This is a genomic window from Novosphingobium sp. GV079, assembly GCF_003058045.1.
In the GTDB taxonomy this organism is placed as follows: Bacteria; Pseudomonadota; Alphaproteobacteria; order Sphingomonadales; family Sphingomonadaceae; genus Novosphingobium; species Novosphingobium capsulatum.
Window position 1 is genome coordinate 1 of the sequence record NZ_QBUE01000032.1, and the last position, 12926, is coordinate 12926.

Annotated in this window: 22 protein-coding genes; 17 read left to right on the forward strand and 5 right to left on the reverse strand. The window is 62.7% G+C overall.

Annotation, left to right across the window (positions count from 1 at the left end; all coding sequences use genetic code 11):
- The 9 genes from C8K14_RS21485 to C8K14_RS21525 all read left to right on the forward strand — a co-directional run.
- On the forward strand, positions 1-402 hold a 402-nt coding region (locus tag C8K14_RS21485; RefSeq protein WP_208110669.1), incomplete at its 5' end, for a hypothetical protein.
- A 111-nt stretch (positions 403-513) separates the two neighbouring features.
- Positions 514-708, forward strand: a complete 195-nt coding sequence (locus C8K14_RS21490) for a hypothetical protein (RefSeq protein ID WP_107719096.1) — start codon at positions 514-516, stop codon at positions 706-708.
- Entirely contained in the window at positions 705-1316 is a 612-nt protein-coding gene (locus C8K14_RS21495; protein ID WP_107719098.1) for a lysozyme, read from the forward strand. Before C8K14_RS21490 ends, C8K14_RS21495 begins: the two co-directional genes overlap by 4 nt.
- Positions 1313-1564 carry a hypothetical protein gene (locus C8K14_RS21500; RefSeq protein WP_133726909.1) on the forward strand — a complete coding sequence of 84 codons (252 nt, stop codon included), beginning with the start codon at positions 1313-1315 and terminating at the stop codon, positions 1562-1564. The genes C8K14_RS21495 and C8K14_RS21500 overlap by 4 nt, the downstream gene beginning before the upstream one ends.
- Positions 1561-2112, forward strand: a complete 552-nt coding sequence (locus C8K14_RS21505; protein ID WP_107719101.1) for a hypothetical protein — start codon at positions 1561-1563, stop codon at positions 2110-2112. Before C8K14_RS21500 ends, C8K14_RS21505 begins: the two co-directional genes overlap by 4 nt.
- Entirely contained in the window at positions 2109-2678 is a 570-nt protein-coding gene (locus C8K14_RS21510) for a phage baseplate assembly protein V (RefSeq protein WP_107719102.1), read from the forward strand. The genes C8K14_RS21505 and C8K14_RS21510 overlap by 4 nt, the downstream gene beginning before the upstream one ends.
- A gap of 83 nt (positions 2679-2761) precedes the next feature.
- Positions 2762-3109: a GPW/gp25 family protein gene (locus tag C8K14_RS21515; RefSeq protein WP_233253935.1), complete on the forward strand. Its 348-nt coding sequence runs from the start codon at positions 2762-2764 to the stop codon at positions 3107-3109.
- A gap of 13 nt (positions 3110-3122) precedes the next feature.
- The gene (locus C8K14_RS21520) at positions 3123-4286 is read left to right on the forward strand and encodes a phage tail sheath subtilisin-like domain-containing protein (protein WP_107719106.1); all 1164 of its coding nucleotides are present in this window, start codon (positions 3123-3125) and stop codon (positions 4284-4286) included.
- A 39-nt stretch (positions 4287-4325) separates the two neighbouring features.
- Positions 4326-4835, forward strand: a complete 510-nt coding sequence (locus tag C8K14_RS21525; protein WP_107719108.1) for a phage major tail tube protein — start codon at positions 4326-4328, stop codon at positions 4833-4835.
- 24 nt (positions 4836-4859) lie between these two features.
- Here C8K14_RS21525 and C8K14_RS21530 read toward each other — a convergent pair whose 3' ends face one another.
- Positions 4860-5708, reverse strand: a complete 849-nt coding sequence (locus C8K14_RS21530) for a phage antirepressor N-terminal domain-containing protein (RefSeq protein ID WP_107719110.1) — start codon at positions 5706-5708, stop codon at positions 4860-4862.
- 23 nt (positions 5709-5731) lie between these two features.
- Positions 5732-5986, reverse strand: coding sequence for a hypothetical protein (locus C8K14_RS21535; RefSeq protein ID WP_133726910.1), 255 nt, complete (start codon positions 5984-5986; stop codon positions 5732-5734).
- Between the two features lie 114 nt (positions 5987-6100).
- Between C8K14_RS21535 and C8K14_RS22755 the strand changes: the two genes are divergently transcribed.
- The 6 genes from C8K14_RS22755 (at position 6101) to C8K14_RS21560 (ending at position 10656) form a co-directional block, all read left to right on the forward strand.
- The gene (locus tag C8K14_RS22755; RefSeq protein WP_158272955.1) at positions 6101-6253 is read left to right on the forward strand and encodes a hypothetical protein; all 153 of its coding nucleotides are present in this window, start codon (positions 6101-6103) and stop codon (positions 6251-6253) included.
- Between the two features lie 214 nt (positions 6254-6467).
- On the forward strand, positions 6468-6758 hold the full coding sequence (locus C8K14_RS21540) for a phage tail assembly protein (RefSeq protein ID WP_107719113.1): 291 nt from the start codon (positions 6468-6470) through the stop codon (positions 6756-6758).
- 35 nt (positions 6759-6793) lie between these two features.
- The gene (locus C8K14_RS21545; protein ID WP_107719115.1) at positions 6794-6922 is read left to right on the forward strand and encodes a GpE family phage tail protein; all 129 of its coding nucleotides are present in this window, start codon (positions 6794-6796) and stop codon (positions 6920-6922) included.
- Positions 6915-9260, forward strand: a complete 2346-nt coding sequence (locus tag C8K14_RS21550; RefSeq protein ID WP_107719117.1) for a phage tail tape measure protein — start codon at positions 6915-6917, stop codon at positions 9258-9260. The genes C8K14_RS21545 and C8K14_RS21550 overlap by 8 nt, the downstream gene beginning before the upstream one ends.
- A complete protein-coding gene (locus tag C8K14_RS21555) occupies positions 9260-9658 on the forward strand; it encodes a phage tail protein (protein WP_107719119.1) in 399 nt (132 codons plus the stop codon). Before C8K14_RS21550 ends, C8K14_RS21555 begins: the two co-directional genes overlap by 1 nt.
- 2 nt (positions 9659-9660) lie before the next feature.
- Complete coding sequence (locus tag C8K14_RS21560) at positions 9661-10656, forward strand: contractile injection system protein, VgrG/Pvc8 family (RefSeq protein WP_107719120.1); 996 nt, start codon at positions 9661-9663, stop codon at positions 10654-10656.
- A 4-nt stretch (positions 10657-10660) separates the two neighbouring features.
- Here the strand turns inward: C8K14_RS21560 and C8K14_RS22510 are convergent, their stop codons facing one another.
- Genes C8K14_RS22510 through C8K14_RS21570 form a run of 3 tightly spaced genes read right to left on the reverse strand, consistent with a single transcriptional unit; the run spans position 10661 to position 12153 of the window.
- A complete protein-coding gene (locus C8K14_RS22510; RefSeq protein ID WP_133726940.1) occupies positions 10661-10945 on the reverse strand; it encodes a hypothetical protein in 285 nt (94 codons plus the stop codon).
- 6 nt (positions 10946-10951) lie between these two features.
- Complete coding sequence (locus C8K14_RS21565) at positions 10952-11389, reverse strand: HIRAN domain-containing protein (RefSeq protein ID WP_133726911.1); 438 nt, start codon at positions 11387-11389, stop codon at positions 10952-10954.
- Positions 11386-12153 (reverse strand): S24 family peptidase, encoded by a 768-nt coding sequence (locus C8K14_RS21570; protein WP_107719122.1) that lies wholly within the window; start codon positions 12151-12153, stop codon positions 11386-11388. Before C8K14_RS21570 ends, C8K14_RS21565 begins: the two co-directional genes overlap by 4 nt.
- On the opposite strand from C8K14_RS21570, the gene C8K14_RS21575 reads away from it, so the two are divergent.
- Both C8K14_RS21575 and C8K14_RS21580 read left to right on the forward strand, forming a co-directional pair.
- Positions 12152-12475: a YdaS family helix-turn-helix protein gene (locus tag C8K14_RS21575; RefSeq protein WP_107719124.1), complete on the forward strand. Its 324-nt coding sequence runs from the start codon at positions 12152-12154 to the stop codon at positions 12473-12475. The two genes, C8K14_RS21570 and C8K14_RS21575, sit on opposite strands and share 2 nt — an antisense overlap.
- The coding region (locus C8K14_RS21580; RefSeq protein ID WP_108338595.1) for a hypothetical protein at positions 12472-12926 on the forward strand (455 nt) is incomplete at its 3' end. The genes C8K14_RS21575 and C8K14_RS21580, both read left to right, overlap by 4 nt.

The following is a 12926-nucleotide window of genomic DNA, read 5'->3' on the forward strand; positions in this document are numbered from 1 at the left end:
AAGGCTGCCGCCATGAAACCGACCAAGGTGGTCCGCATGGGCAACAGCCTGATCGCCACCTATCCGGTGGCGCGTGGGCGTTATCTGGTGAAGGATGACACCATCGCTGGGGGGCTGCAGACCAATCTGGGCTATTCCCTAGTGGATGCCGCCGGCAATTCCGTCCCGATCAGCAATGCTCGGATCGTCGGCCGCAACCAGATCGCTGTGGACTTTGCCAGTGCCTGGGCGGCGGGCTGGATTCTGCGCTACGGCTTTGCCGACAGCAGCGGCGGCGCCGTGTTCGGTAAGGGCAATATCCGCGACAATGCCGGCGATGCCCTGATCTACGCCGGCTCGGCCAATTTGGGCAATGTGCCCATGCACAACTGGGCGTTGCACAGCGAAACACCGGTCACCTGACGACATCGGGTAAGCCCCGCCTCTACCCCGCCACCCCGGTCCCTCACGCGCGCGATAGCCTTACGACAGGCCATCGCGCGCGTTTGCGCATCTGCCGCCAGGGGCCGACCCATGAAAAACTACTTCGATGCTCTGCCTGACGGCGTGAAACACGCGATCGATTTCACCTCCATTGCCGCCTTGCTCGGGAGCCTGATCAGCGTGCTGCCTGCCATCGCTTCCGTGTTCACCATCGTCTGGACCGCTATCCGCATTTACGAGACGCCCACGGTCCAAGGTCTGATCCACCGAAAGGAACGGCTGTGAACCTCACCAATACGCCCCCGCCCCCGAACAGCGCGGTCAAGAAGGGGACCCTTGCCAGTGTCGTCGGCCTGGTCACGGCGGCGCTCCTGCTCACGCAGATCCCGAAAGAGGAAAGCGGGCGCACCGTGCAGGTCACCATGGCGCCCGATGGTACAGCCGACGTGCACCATGTTTCCGGCCGGCGATACCTGCAGGCCTATCTCGATCTCGTCGGCGTCGCCACCATCTGCGACGGCCTCACCTCGATCGACGGCCGCCGCGTCACCGCCAAGGACAAGCTCACCGAAGACCAGTGCGCGGTGCTGCTCGAACAGGAGCTGGTCACCCATGCCCAGGGCGTGATGCAATGCACACCCGGCCTCGCGCTCACCGTGCCGCACCGCGACTATGTGCGGTTTGCCGCCGTGTCGCTGGCCTACAACGTCGGGGTGGCGAACTGGTGCGGATCCACCGCGCGGCGACTGATCAATGCCGGCGACGTGCGCGGATCGTGCAATGCCCTGCTCGCCTGGAGCAAGGGTCGCGTTGCCGGCAAGCTTGTCGTCATTCCCGGGCTGGCCGCGCGGCGCGGCCGCGAGCAGGCGATGTGCCTCAAGGATGCCGCATGATGAAGCGCATCCTTGCCGAACTCCGCACGCTGCAGCGCTATTGGAGCGTGCGCCTTGCCGCCCTGGCCGCCGTGATCGCCGCCTGGCTCGTCAGCGACCCCACCGTGCTGCCCCGCCTGGTTGACACGCTGCCCGAGGCTTGGCGGCCAGTGGCATCGATCCTTGTCGGCTTCGCGACCTTCGCCTTGCCCACCATCGCGCGCTGGCTTCCCCAGCCCGGCGCCTTGCCGAAGGAGAATAGCGAATGATCGCCATCAAGGCCTGGGCCGCAATCCGCCAACGGCCAGGTGCATCCATTGCCATTCTCGCGCTGTTCGCCTGCGCCACCGCACTTGGCTGGCTGCTGATCGACCGCGCCAACCTGCGCGCCGATCTCGTCACCGCGCGCGCCGAACTCGCCAAGGTCAAGGATGCCCAGCCCGCTGCCCGCTCTGCCCAGGTGGCGGCCAACCATCAACCGGCCGCCGTCTCGGCCGCCATTGCGGAGATCTCCGATGCGCAAGCCTCTGCCTATTACGAGCGCGGCCGTGCTGCTGGCGCTGCCTATGCTGCTGCTCACCGCGTGCCAGCGTCCTGCCCTGCGGATCAGCCCAGACACGCCGATCTGCCCGGAACCGATCGTCCTGCCCCGCTCGATGACCGATCCGGTGACGCTGCCGGCATGGTTGCCTTACCCCGCGCCGACTATGACAGCCTCACCGGCACTGCCCTCCGCCTCGCCCAAGTGTATCAGGACGCCCAAGCCCTGATCGCGGCCGGTGCCGCCGTCGCCATGCCGGATGCCGCCACGCCGTGACCGACGACGAGGATATCCCGGCCGATCTCTCCACCCTGATCCGCCTGGGCACCATCCTATCGGTCACGCTGAATCCGCCGCGCTGCGTCGTCCGCTATGGTGACCCGGATACGGACGAGGATTGCGAAACCCCGCCCATCCGCTGGGTGGCAGGCCGCGCCGGAAAGACCCGAGCCTGGTCCCCGCCAAGCGAAGATGAAGAGGTTGTGCTCCTGTGCCCCGATGGCCAGATCGGCAACGCCATCGCCTTGCTCGGTCTCCCCAACGACAACTTCCCCGCGCCCGGCACCACCCTCGCGGAGGTGACTGAATACGAGGATGGCGCCCGCATCGGATATGATCCGCAGGGGCATGCTCTCACAGCTATCCTGCCTGCGGGCGGGACGGCCACGATCGAAGCGCCAGGCGGCCTTGTCATTCGCGGCAACGTGACGATCGACGGCAAGCTCTCAACCAGCGAGGATGCGGATATCGGCGGCACGCTCACCGCCAGCGACGATGTGATCGGCGGCGGCAAGAGCCTCAAGACCCATACCCACCCCGGCAATAGTCAACCTCCGAGCTAATCGGAAACGGTAAAGCCCGCCCTTACCCGCCCCCCGTCTCGCCTGCGCGCGTGGCGGGGGGCATTGCGTGGGGCATGAACGGCATGGACGCCACCACGGGAAAGCCCCTTTCGGGCGTTGCGCACCTGACGCAGCGCGTGGGCCAGATCCTGTCCACGCCGATCGGCACCCGTGTTCAACGCCGTGATTTCGGCTCGCTCTGGCAAGAGCTGATCGACCAGCCCACCAACGCCGCCACCGCGCATCTGCTGCGCGCCGCCACTGCGCTGGCCATCCAGACGTGGGAGACGGAATTGACCGTCACCAAGGTCACTCTGTCCGGCGCCCCGGCCGAGGGCAACCTCGCCGCCAACATCACCGGCAAAACCGCCCAGGCCCTCGGCAACAGCCTGGTCACCCTCACCATCCCGCTCCCCGCGCCCACCCGCTGAAGGATCCTTTGCCATGGCCCACGGCATCACCCTTATCGAATCCACGTCCGGCACCCGCACGATCAGCACGAAGTCGAGCGCCATCATTGGCCTGATCGGCACCTCCACCGCCGTTGCCCCCGAAAGTCAGGCCGCGATCGATGCGGCTTTCCCGCTCAACACCCCTGTGCTGTTCACCTCGGCCGCCATTGCCGCTGGCAAGGCGGGCAGCGCCGGCACGCTCAAGGCCGCGCTCGAGGCGATCGACGACATCGTCACCCCCAGGATCGTGATCGTGCGCGTGGCGGTGGGCCTGGACGAAGACGCGCAGGATACCGCCGTGATCGGTGCGACGGACGGCGCCAGCTACACCGGCATGCAGGCGTTGCTCACTGCCGAGGCGATCACCGGTGCTCGCCCACGCATCATCGGCGTCCCCGGCCTCGACACCCAGGAAGTGACCACCAAGCTCGCCATCCTGGCCAAGAAGCTGCGCGGCATGGCCTATGCCCGCGCGATCGGCGATACCAATGCCGAGGCGCGCACCTACCGCGAGGAATTCGGCGCGCGCGAGCTGATGCTGATCTGGCCCAACAGCTCGGCCACCGTCGCGGGCGATGCCGTCGCCCGGGCGCTAGGGATGCGCGCCTATCTCGATGAAACGGTGGGCTGGCACAAGACGATCAGCAACGTCACCGTGCCCGGCATCTCCGCCATCACGCACGACGTGCATTACGATCTGCTCGACAACGACACCGATGCCGGCCTGCTCAACGATGCCGACATCACCACGATCATCCGCACCTCGGCCGGCTATCGCTTCTGGGGCAACCGCACCTGCGCGGGTGACGATCAGAGCCAGTATGCCTTCGAAAGCGCGGTGCGCACGCTCTACGCGCTGCAGGACGTGATCGCCGCTGCGTTCAGCCCGTTCTTCGACCAGCCCATGACCGTGGGCCTGATCAAGGACCAGCTTGAGACGGTCAACGCCCAGTTCCGCAAGCTGGTGCGCGACGGCAAGGTGATCGGCGCCCAGGCGTTCTTCGATGCCGATGCCAACACCTCGGGCGAGCTGGCCGCCGGCCGGCCCAATTTCCGCATCCAGTTCACGCCCTGCGCCCCGATGGAAAACCCGCAGGTCAACCTGGTGATCACGGACATCTACTACACCGGCTTCGCGGCAAGCGTGACCGGCTGATCCCCCTCTCCACTCGCGTCACGCTGAAAGGATCCGGCCATGGGCCTCCCCCGCAAACTGAAGAACATCAACGCCTATGGCGCCAACACCAGCTGGCTGGGCGTGATCGGCGAATTCGAAGAACCCAAGCTGGCTATCGCCACCGACGATTGGCGCGGCGCCGGCATGATCGGCCCGATCAAGATCGACAAGGGCCTGGAAGCCCAGGAGGCCACCCTCACCATGGGCGGTCACGCGCCCGAACTGATCCGTATGTTCGGCACCACAGACGTGGCCGGCGCGCCCCTGCGCCTGGTCGGCGCCTACCAGGCCGACGACGGAAGCGCCGCCCAGTCCGTGAATATCTTCCTCGGTGGACGCTTTACGGAAATCGACCTGGGCAAGTCCAAGGCGGGCGACGAAACCGAACACAAATACAAGTGCGCGGTGGCCTACTACCGCCGCGAGGTTGACGGCGTGGAAGAGGTGGAGATTGACATGATCTCGGGCGTGTTCCGCGTCGATGGCATCGATCGCTATGCCGAAATCATGGCCATCCTGACGGGGTGACCACGGACATGAGCGGAGCCGTCGTCAAATTGACGACGGCTCCTGCCGCGCCAGCTTTGCCGCATCGAATACCCAGCAGGCGCGGAACACGCCGTCACGACAGTTCACCTTCGCGCGCTTGATGAAGGCCGGATGCTCCCGCAGCGCGCTATGCAGATCGGTCCCGCCGATCCACGCGATATCGTGGGCCGCGAACAAGCGCTCGATCTCGGGCAGCGACACCGCCAACAACTCAGACCGACGATGCCGGTTCACCATGACCCCGGCGGCAAGAAGCTGGGCGATGCCCTCGAAGAATGCCCGCGCAATCGCAAGATGCCGCTGATCTGGCTGGCCAAATGCCTCGATGGCGGGCAGCGGCAGGTTCATCCGCCCGCACATCTGATCCAGCAGTGCATAGAGCATGGCCCGGATTTCCGGTTGCCACTCTTCCTTGATCCGCTCGACCAGCTTGAGCAGTTCCGCGGTGGTCAGCGGGGCCGCGTTCCCCTTGGCGCCCGCATGGCGCGGATTCACAGCCCTGCCTTTGACCCAATAGTCATTGAGCACCTGGTAGCATTCACGCTGATACGCGATAACTCGCTCTCGGGCTTCTGGAGCCACCCGTTCTGGGTTGAGCTTGAAGAGCCAGCCTTGCATCAAATCGATGGGCAACGTCACCGTTTCCTGAGCGCCACGCTCGGAAGGTATTACCGTAAGGGTAACACCTTCCGAGAGGACAGGATCGTCTTTGAGCTTCTGGTACTGGCGTGGCCACGCGATGCCCAGGCGCTCAACAAGAGGCTTCATGGCCACGCGCACGGTCTGCCCGTCGAATATGGTCAGCAACTGATCCCCGTGGAATTCGATCAAGGCAAAGCGGCTGTCGGTCATCGAATCATCCTTCCCAGCGCACCTTACACACCGTCGTCAATTTCCATGTCATCAGTGAAGGCGCGGCCAAGGTTGCCAGCGCCAATTTGGCTCTGATCGATTACGTCGGGCCAGGTATACATTTCATAATCAGGATCGAACGAGGGATGTGCCAGCTTGCCATAGAGCAGCGCATCATCGGAAAGTTCGAACGCTGGATTGCGCTGCCTGGCAGCACTGCGGGAATCGCGTAGCTGTGACGCGGCGCCAATGATATGGGCAGATTCAGCACGGATCATGGTCAACTCCATGGTTCGGGTTAGGCCGGGTTGGAGGGTGCAACCTTCAACCCGGCTGATACGTTTGATACGTATCCTTGCATCCGTTGTCAACGTCTGATACGTATTGACCGTATGAAGAAACCTGACCTCATGCAACGCTTCGAGATGAAGGCCCCTGCCGATTGGTTCGAGCGGATCGACCGATGGCGAGCAAAGCAAGCGGGCCTGCCCCCCAGAGCCGAGGCAATCCGCCGCCTCGTAGAAAAGGCCCTCGACCAGGAATGAGCCGCCAAAGGGATACTTGGTACAGCAATACCTTGCGGTAGAGCCGCCTTCTACCAGCCCCCATCCTGTTCCGCGCGCGCGCGGCGCGCCACACCCGCCCTATCGCAAATCCATGCCGGTCCTGTTGCGGGGCGCCGGTCATGGTGACCGGGGGCGGGTTTTTTGATCCCCCCGCCCCCGGTCGTTCCTGCCCCCGCCACCAGGAGCCCCGCATATGGCTGACGCCACATCTGAACTGCCCGAAGGCATCATTGCCGTCGTCAACCTCCGCCAGCCTGTCGTGCGCGGCGAACAGAAAATCGCATCGATCATGCTGCGCCAAGCCAATGGGACTGTCCTTTCCGGCATTTCCTTGTTCGATCTCATGCGGATGGATACCAACGAGATCGTCAAAATCCTCCCGCGTATCTCCGAACCGCCGCTGACTGTCGCGGAAGCCAAACTTCTGAGTGGCCCTGACTTGTTCGAGATCGGGCAGGAACTTTCGGCTTTTTTGCTGCTGTAACTAAGCGGGTAGGTTTGCTCGCATCCGTAGAGGACATGATGGCCGACATCGCGTTGGTTCTGCACTTCAGTTTCGAAGCGATGTCGGCCTGGCCGCTGGAAACACTGGGGCACTGGCACGCCCGCGCCCTTGCACGCCTGCCCGGGAAGATTGATCATGAGTGATCGCGAACTGAAGCTCAGCATCGTTTTCGAAGCGGTCGACAAAGCCATCAACAAGATGACCGGCGTGAAGACAACGGCAAAGTCAGTCGGGCATGAACTTCAGACTGCTCGCAAGGAGTTGAAAGAGCTCAACGCCGCACAGTCGAATATCACGTCCTTCGTGAAGCTCGAAAGAAAACTGGCAGACAATAGCGCCAAGCTGAAAGATGCTCGCGACAAGGTTAAGGCCCTGAAAACTGAAATCGATCAGGCCGCCAAGCCGACTCGCGAAATGGAGCGTGAGCTTGCCCGGGCATCGAAATCGGCCGACAATTTGTCAGGGGCAGTTCGTGACGACGCCCAAAATCTCGAACGCCTGCGCGACAAGCTCAAGGCTGCCAAAGTGGCCACCGGGGATCTGGCAAAGGCACAGAGCGACCTGAGGGGGAAGATCGGCGAGACGACGCATAACGTCCAACAGCAGAAGGACGCCTATGCCAACATCATGGCACGCCAAGGCAAATCCAGCGGAAAGGCCGGGCCGGGATCGTTTACCGACAAGGCCGTGAAGGCCGGAATCATCGTCAGCACCGCCAAGGAAGCGCTGGAGTTGGCCTCCGCTCCCGTCATTGCGGACGCGGAAGCCCAGCAGCAGCTTACCCAAATCGGGCTTAAGGCCAACCTGTCGCGCGAACAGCTGGCGCAGATGCGCGAAGAAATTCAGCGCCTGGCTCCCCGTGTGCGCAAAACGACCGAGGAACTTCGCGGCGGCGTCGATTTCCTCGCCGCGTCGGGCGTCGATCCCAAGGCCGCCATGAAGATGATGGAGCCGATCGCGAAGGCATCCCATGCTTACAAGGCCGAAATCTCCGAACTTGCGCAGGGCGCCAACGCAGCGCTCACCAACCTGAAAATTCCACTAGGTAAGGATGACATTGATCGCACGCGCCAGACCGCGCGCATGCTGGAAATCATGGCCGTGGGCGCCAACGAAGGTAACTTCGAAATTGCTGACATGGCTCGCAATTTTCCGACGCTCACGGCGCGGCTCAACGCTCTCGATCAACGTGGCACGCCTGCAGTCGCAAACCTTGCTTCCGCTCTGGAAGTCGCATTCAAGGCAACCGGCGATGCCGATCAGGCCGCCAACAACATCGACAACCTTCTTCTGAAGATCAATGCAAAAGATACGATCCAGAATTTCAAGAAATTTGGCATTGATCTACCTCGAGAACTGAAAAAAGCTTATCACGACGGAAAGGGCCCACTCGAAGCAATCGCCGATCTCACCCAAAAAGCAACGGGCGGAAACCTCGACAAGCTCTCATATCTGTTTGGCGACCAGCAGGCGCAGACCGGTGTTCTCTCGCTGATCCAGAACATGAAGGAAATGCAGCGCATCCGTGACAAGATGCTGAATAAGGATTCGGTCGGCCTGATCGACCGAAACTTTGCTACCGTCACGAATGACACCACTTCGCGATGGGACAAGCTCATGGCGCGGTGGAGCGTGTTTAAGGAAAGCGGCGGCGAGATGATGCGCGGCGCCACCAATTGGCTGTTGGGTACACTCGATTCTGTTTTCACCCCCTTCAGCGAGATGGCCCAGACCAAATCGCGAGAAGTGGCCGCCGCTGCCAGTTCCGGCCTGATGCAAGCCCTTTCCCAGCAGCGTGGCAACCTATCGTTAATGCAATGGTGGTTCACCGCGAAAGACACCACGACGGCGCAACAGCGGGCACTGCTAATTGGTCACCAAGCCGGTGACGGATTTGCCATGGCCTTCAAGCAGCGGGCGAACAGTCCCACCCTGATGCAGTGGATGTCCAACCCACAGGTTATGGCCAGAACGCAGCAGCAATCCATTCTGATCGGCAACCACGTTGGCGATGGCGTTGCCTTGGGGATCGAGCAAAAGACCGATCGCGTGAAGCGAGCAGCCGATAATCTGGCGCTTGCGGCGCAAAATCAGGTGAGACGGAAACTTGATATCCATTCGCCATCGCGCGTGTTCATGCAGATTGGCGGTCATATTTCGTCAGGCCTGGCTGAAGGTATCGAAAGAACGAGCGGGCGCCCCGTCCGATCAGTGTCGCGACTGGTAGCGGCCATTTCCGCTATGAGCGCGGGATTATCGCCTGCAATCGCGAACGTCGGCCCACGTCCGAACACTGCCCCAGCCATCCGGCCGGCGGTCCGCGTGGCAAGCCCCATCCCCACGGCTGCCGGGCCGGTCACGATCCACGTCCACGCCGGCCCCGGCATGGACGTGAAGGATCTCGCGCGCCAGGTGCGGCGCGAGCTGGAAGCCGCCCAGGGGGTTTCCACCCGCTCGCGCTATGACACGGACGGCCGCTGATGGCATCGGGCCCCACCCCCGGCCAGTTGCTCACGCTCGGCATGTTCGTGTTCGGCATGGACACGCTGGCCTATTCCGAGCTGCAGCGCCGCATCACCTGGCGCCACGAGGCAAGCGAGCGCTTCGGCGCCCGCCCGGCCGTGCAGTTCGTCGGCCCCGGCGACGATGACGTGACGATCGCCGGCTCCTGCATCCCCGAGATCGCGGGGAAGTACAGCGCGCTCGATACGCTGGTCAGCATGGGCGATACCGGCGATGCCTGGGCGCTGATGAACGGCCTGGGCGAGGTCTGGGGCTATTACGTGATCGTCGGCCTCGATCTCACCCACCAGACCATCATGGCCGGCGGCATCCCGCGCAGCATCGATTTCACCGTCACGCTCAAGCGCAAGGCCTGATCATGGCAGCGAACAAGGCCGGCATCCGCCTCACCCTCGACGATGGCACCGATCTGGCGGCCAAGCTCGAGCCCCGCTTCCTCGAGCTGACCCTCACCGAAAAACGCGGCGGAGAGGCAGACGAGCTGTCGCTCACCCTGCACAACCACGATGGCCAGCTGCAGGCGCCCACCACCGGCCGCTACATCCACCTGGCGCTGGGCTGGGAAAGTGGCGACGACGTGACCATCGGCCTGGTCGACAAGGGTGCGTTCCGGGTGGACGAAGTGGAAGAGACCGGACCGCCCGACAAGATCATGATCCGCGCCCGCTCTGCCGATTTCACTGGCACCGCGCGCCAACGCCGAGTCAAGGTGTGGAAAGACACCACCGTGGGAGCCATCCTCTCCGCCATCGCCGCGCGCAATGGGCTGTCCGCCCAGGTCCACCCCGATCTCGCCGGCCTGGCCGTGGCCTTGCTCGAGCAGCACAACAAGAGCGACCACGCCTTGGTCAAGGATCTCGGCCAGCGCTATGATGCGGTGGCGACATGGAAAAACAAGCAGCTCATTTTCATGCCCGTGGGCAGCGCCACCACCGCCACCGGCAAGATCATACCCATTATCGCCCTCACCCGCCGAGATGGCTGGCAATGGTCCTGCCGCCAGGCCGATCGCGGGCAGTATGATGGGGCAGAGGCGCAATGGCACGATGCGAAGACGGGCCGGCGCCGCACCCACAAGACCGCCGGCGCCAACCGCAAACGCCTGAAGCGCGTCTATGCGAGCGAGGCCGAGGCCAAGCAGGCCACCACCGCAGAGGCCAAGAAGCGGGCGCGCGGCAAACGCGTCTTCACCTATGAGCTGGCCACGGCCGAGATGCAGATCCAGCCCAACGCCAAGGCCACCCTGTCAGGCTGGACCAGCGCGATCGACGGCGCATCCTGGCTGGTGGAAAGTCTGGAAACCACGATGGGCGCAGGTGGGCTCAAACAGCGGCTTGAGCTTCAGAGCAAATAGACCGCTATTCTTTCTTTGATGCTTTCTCAGATTTCCGCAAACAAACCTTCAATATACCGAACCATAGAAGCATCATTATCAGCCCTACAAATCTGCCACCGCTATCCGGAGTATGATCTTCAGGGGACAGGATCGATGCCGCTCCTCCCAAAAGTAAACTTAAGGTTAGGATCGGAATTACCTTCCATCTGCTGTTTAACAACAACACTCTTGGTTCAACCAAACCCAATATCCCCGGCAATATGGCGATGATGCCTATTAGGTTGAGCGCTGTCGCAACTTTATTCATATGTGCTCACTCATCATCCCAAACCGGATCTGGAAAAAAGCCCGTGTCGTGGTCGAACGACGATCGCAGCTCATGCACCGCATTGCCCTCGGGTTCCTCCAGCGCGACCGTTGGCGCTTCTCCGTTGAACGCAACCCGGATCCACGCGCCGAATGGCGTTTGCTTCTGAAAGACCGCCTGGATCTCGATGGCAGCAGCGATCAGCCCGCCGATCCGGCCGCATCGCTCGGCCGTGAGATAGCCGATTTGCACCCCGCGTGCCGAGAACACCGCCACCGCTCGGCTATCATGCCGGTTGCGCGGTTCGGGCCGAAGCTCGACGGCTTCCCCAGGCTTGCACAACAGGATTTCGAACCGGCGGTCTGACCCATCGCGATTGGCATGATCCGCGCCCACCACCGCGAGCGACATCGCCGGAAGCTTGGTCTCGGCCGCCCAGGTCATAGTTTCCGAACGACGGCCACCACGCGGCCGACAACGTGAAGCTCGCCATCGGTGGCCCGCGCATCGCGCACCAGCTGGTTGTCCGAGCTGATCAGCATCGAGCCATCCGGCAACTGCCGCAGGCGCTTGATCATCGCCATGCCGCCATAGACGATCGCCCAGACCTTGTCGGCGAACTCGGGCACCCGGTCCGACTTGTCGACCACGACGATGTCATGATCGGAGATGGTCGGCGCCATCGAATCGCCGATGCCCTTGGTGGTGAACAGCTGGTTTGGCGCGGAATGTGTGAACTGGCGCAGCCAACGGCGGGAAAAGCCGACTTTCTCGACATCGATATGATCAGTGTCGGTGAACGTGCCGCCCATCCCATAGGCGAAATCGATCAGATCGATTTCAACGTGGTCCGGGTCAGAAGGCGCTTCTGCAGGCGCTTCTTGGACCGCCGGGACGAACCGGATTTCGCCGCTCGCTTTGGGATCATCCGTTTCGCCCATCAAATACTCGGGGCTCGTACCCAATTCGCGCGCGATTTTATGCGTGTGTTTAGACCCCTGAGCAGGATCATTCAGCAGCTTCCAGATGGCAGTGCTTGAAACCCCTACGCGGCGCGCCAGTGCGCTTTGCGAGAGGTTTTCTTGCGCCATCAAGGCTAGGAGACGGTCGCTACGAAACACGGTTCGAGCATTACAACTTTGGTAAAAATCCGCGACGCAACTTTTGTTGTTGCAAGCTCCTGCAACCTTGGTTAAAGCTTCAACCATGGTTGAAACACCCACAATCTACGAAGCGCTTTTGCAGGCCATCGATGCCCTCGGGTCGCAATCCGAATTGGCACGTGTTTGTGAAGTCTCCCCCACAGCAGTCTGGAAATGGGTGCAAAGCTCCAAGCGCCTGCCAGGCAATTTCGTGTTGCGGGTTGAAGCCGCTACCGGCGTCCCTCGTCATCATCTGCGCCCCGATCTCTATCCTGTTGATTTGGCGCCAGGACCTCGCTGGCATGGCGTCGATCAGCGCGTAGATCGCTACCAGGCTGCGGTCCTCTTCAATCAGCAGCGCGCTTCGAAGCGGGGTGCTGCGGCATGACGAAACGGCGCGAACCCCTCACCTATGAGGCCACCCTTACCGAGGTTGCCGCCGTGATCGGTTGGGACACCTGCGGTGCGATCTGCGGCGTTTCCGGCCGGGCCGTGCGCCTCTGGTCCGACCACGATTGCGAAACCGAGATCCGCATGATCGATGCCGAGCGCCTCGATCGCGCTTTCCTGGAGCGCGGTGGCAACCATGCCCCGTTCCACCGCCTCTTGGCCCTGCGCCTGGATATCGCCGCGCACGAGGCAGACGGCCATGACTTGGCCGAAATCGCCATGGGCGCGGCCAAGGAAACCGGCGAGGCTGTGGCCGCCCTGATCAAGGCCAGCGGCCAGCCCGATAGCGCCGCTGCGCGGCGCGAGGCCAAGCGCGAAGTGCAGGAAGCGATCGAGACCCTGACGGAGGGCCTCGCCACGATCGAACGAGCCGAAAAGACGGGAGGGAC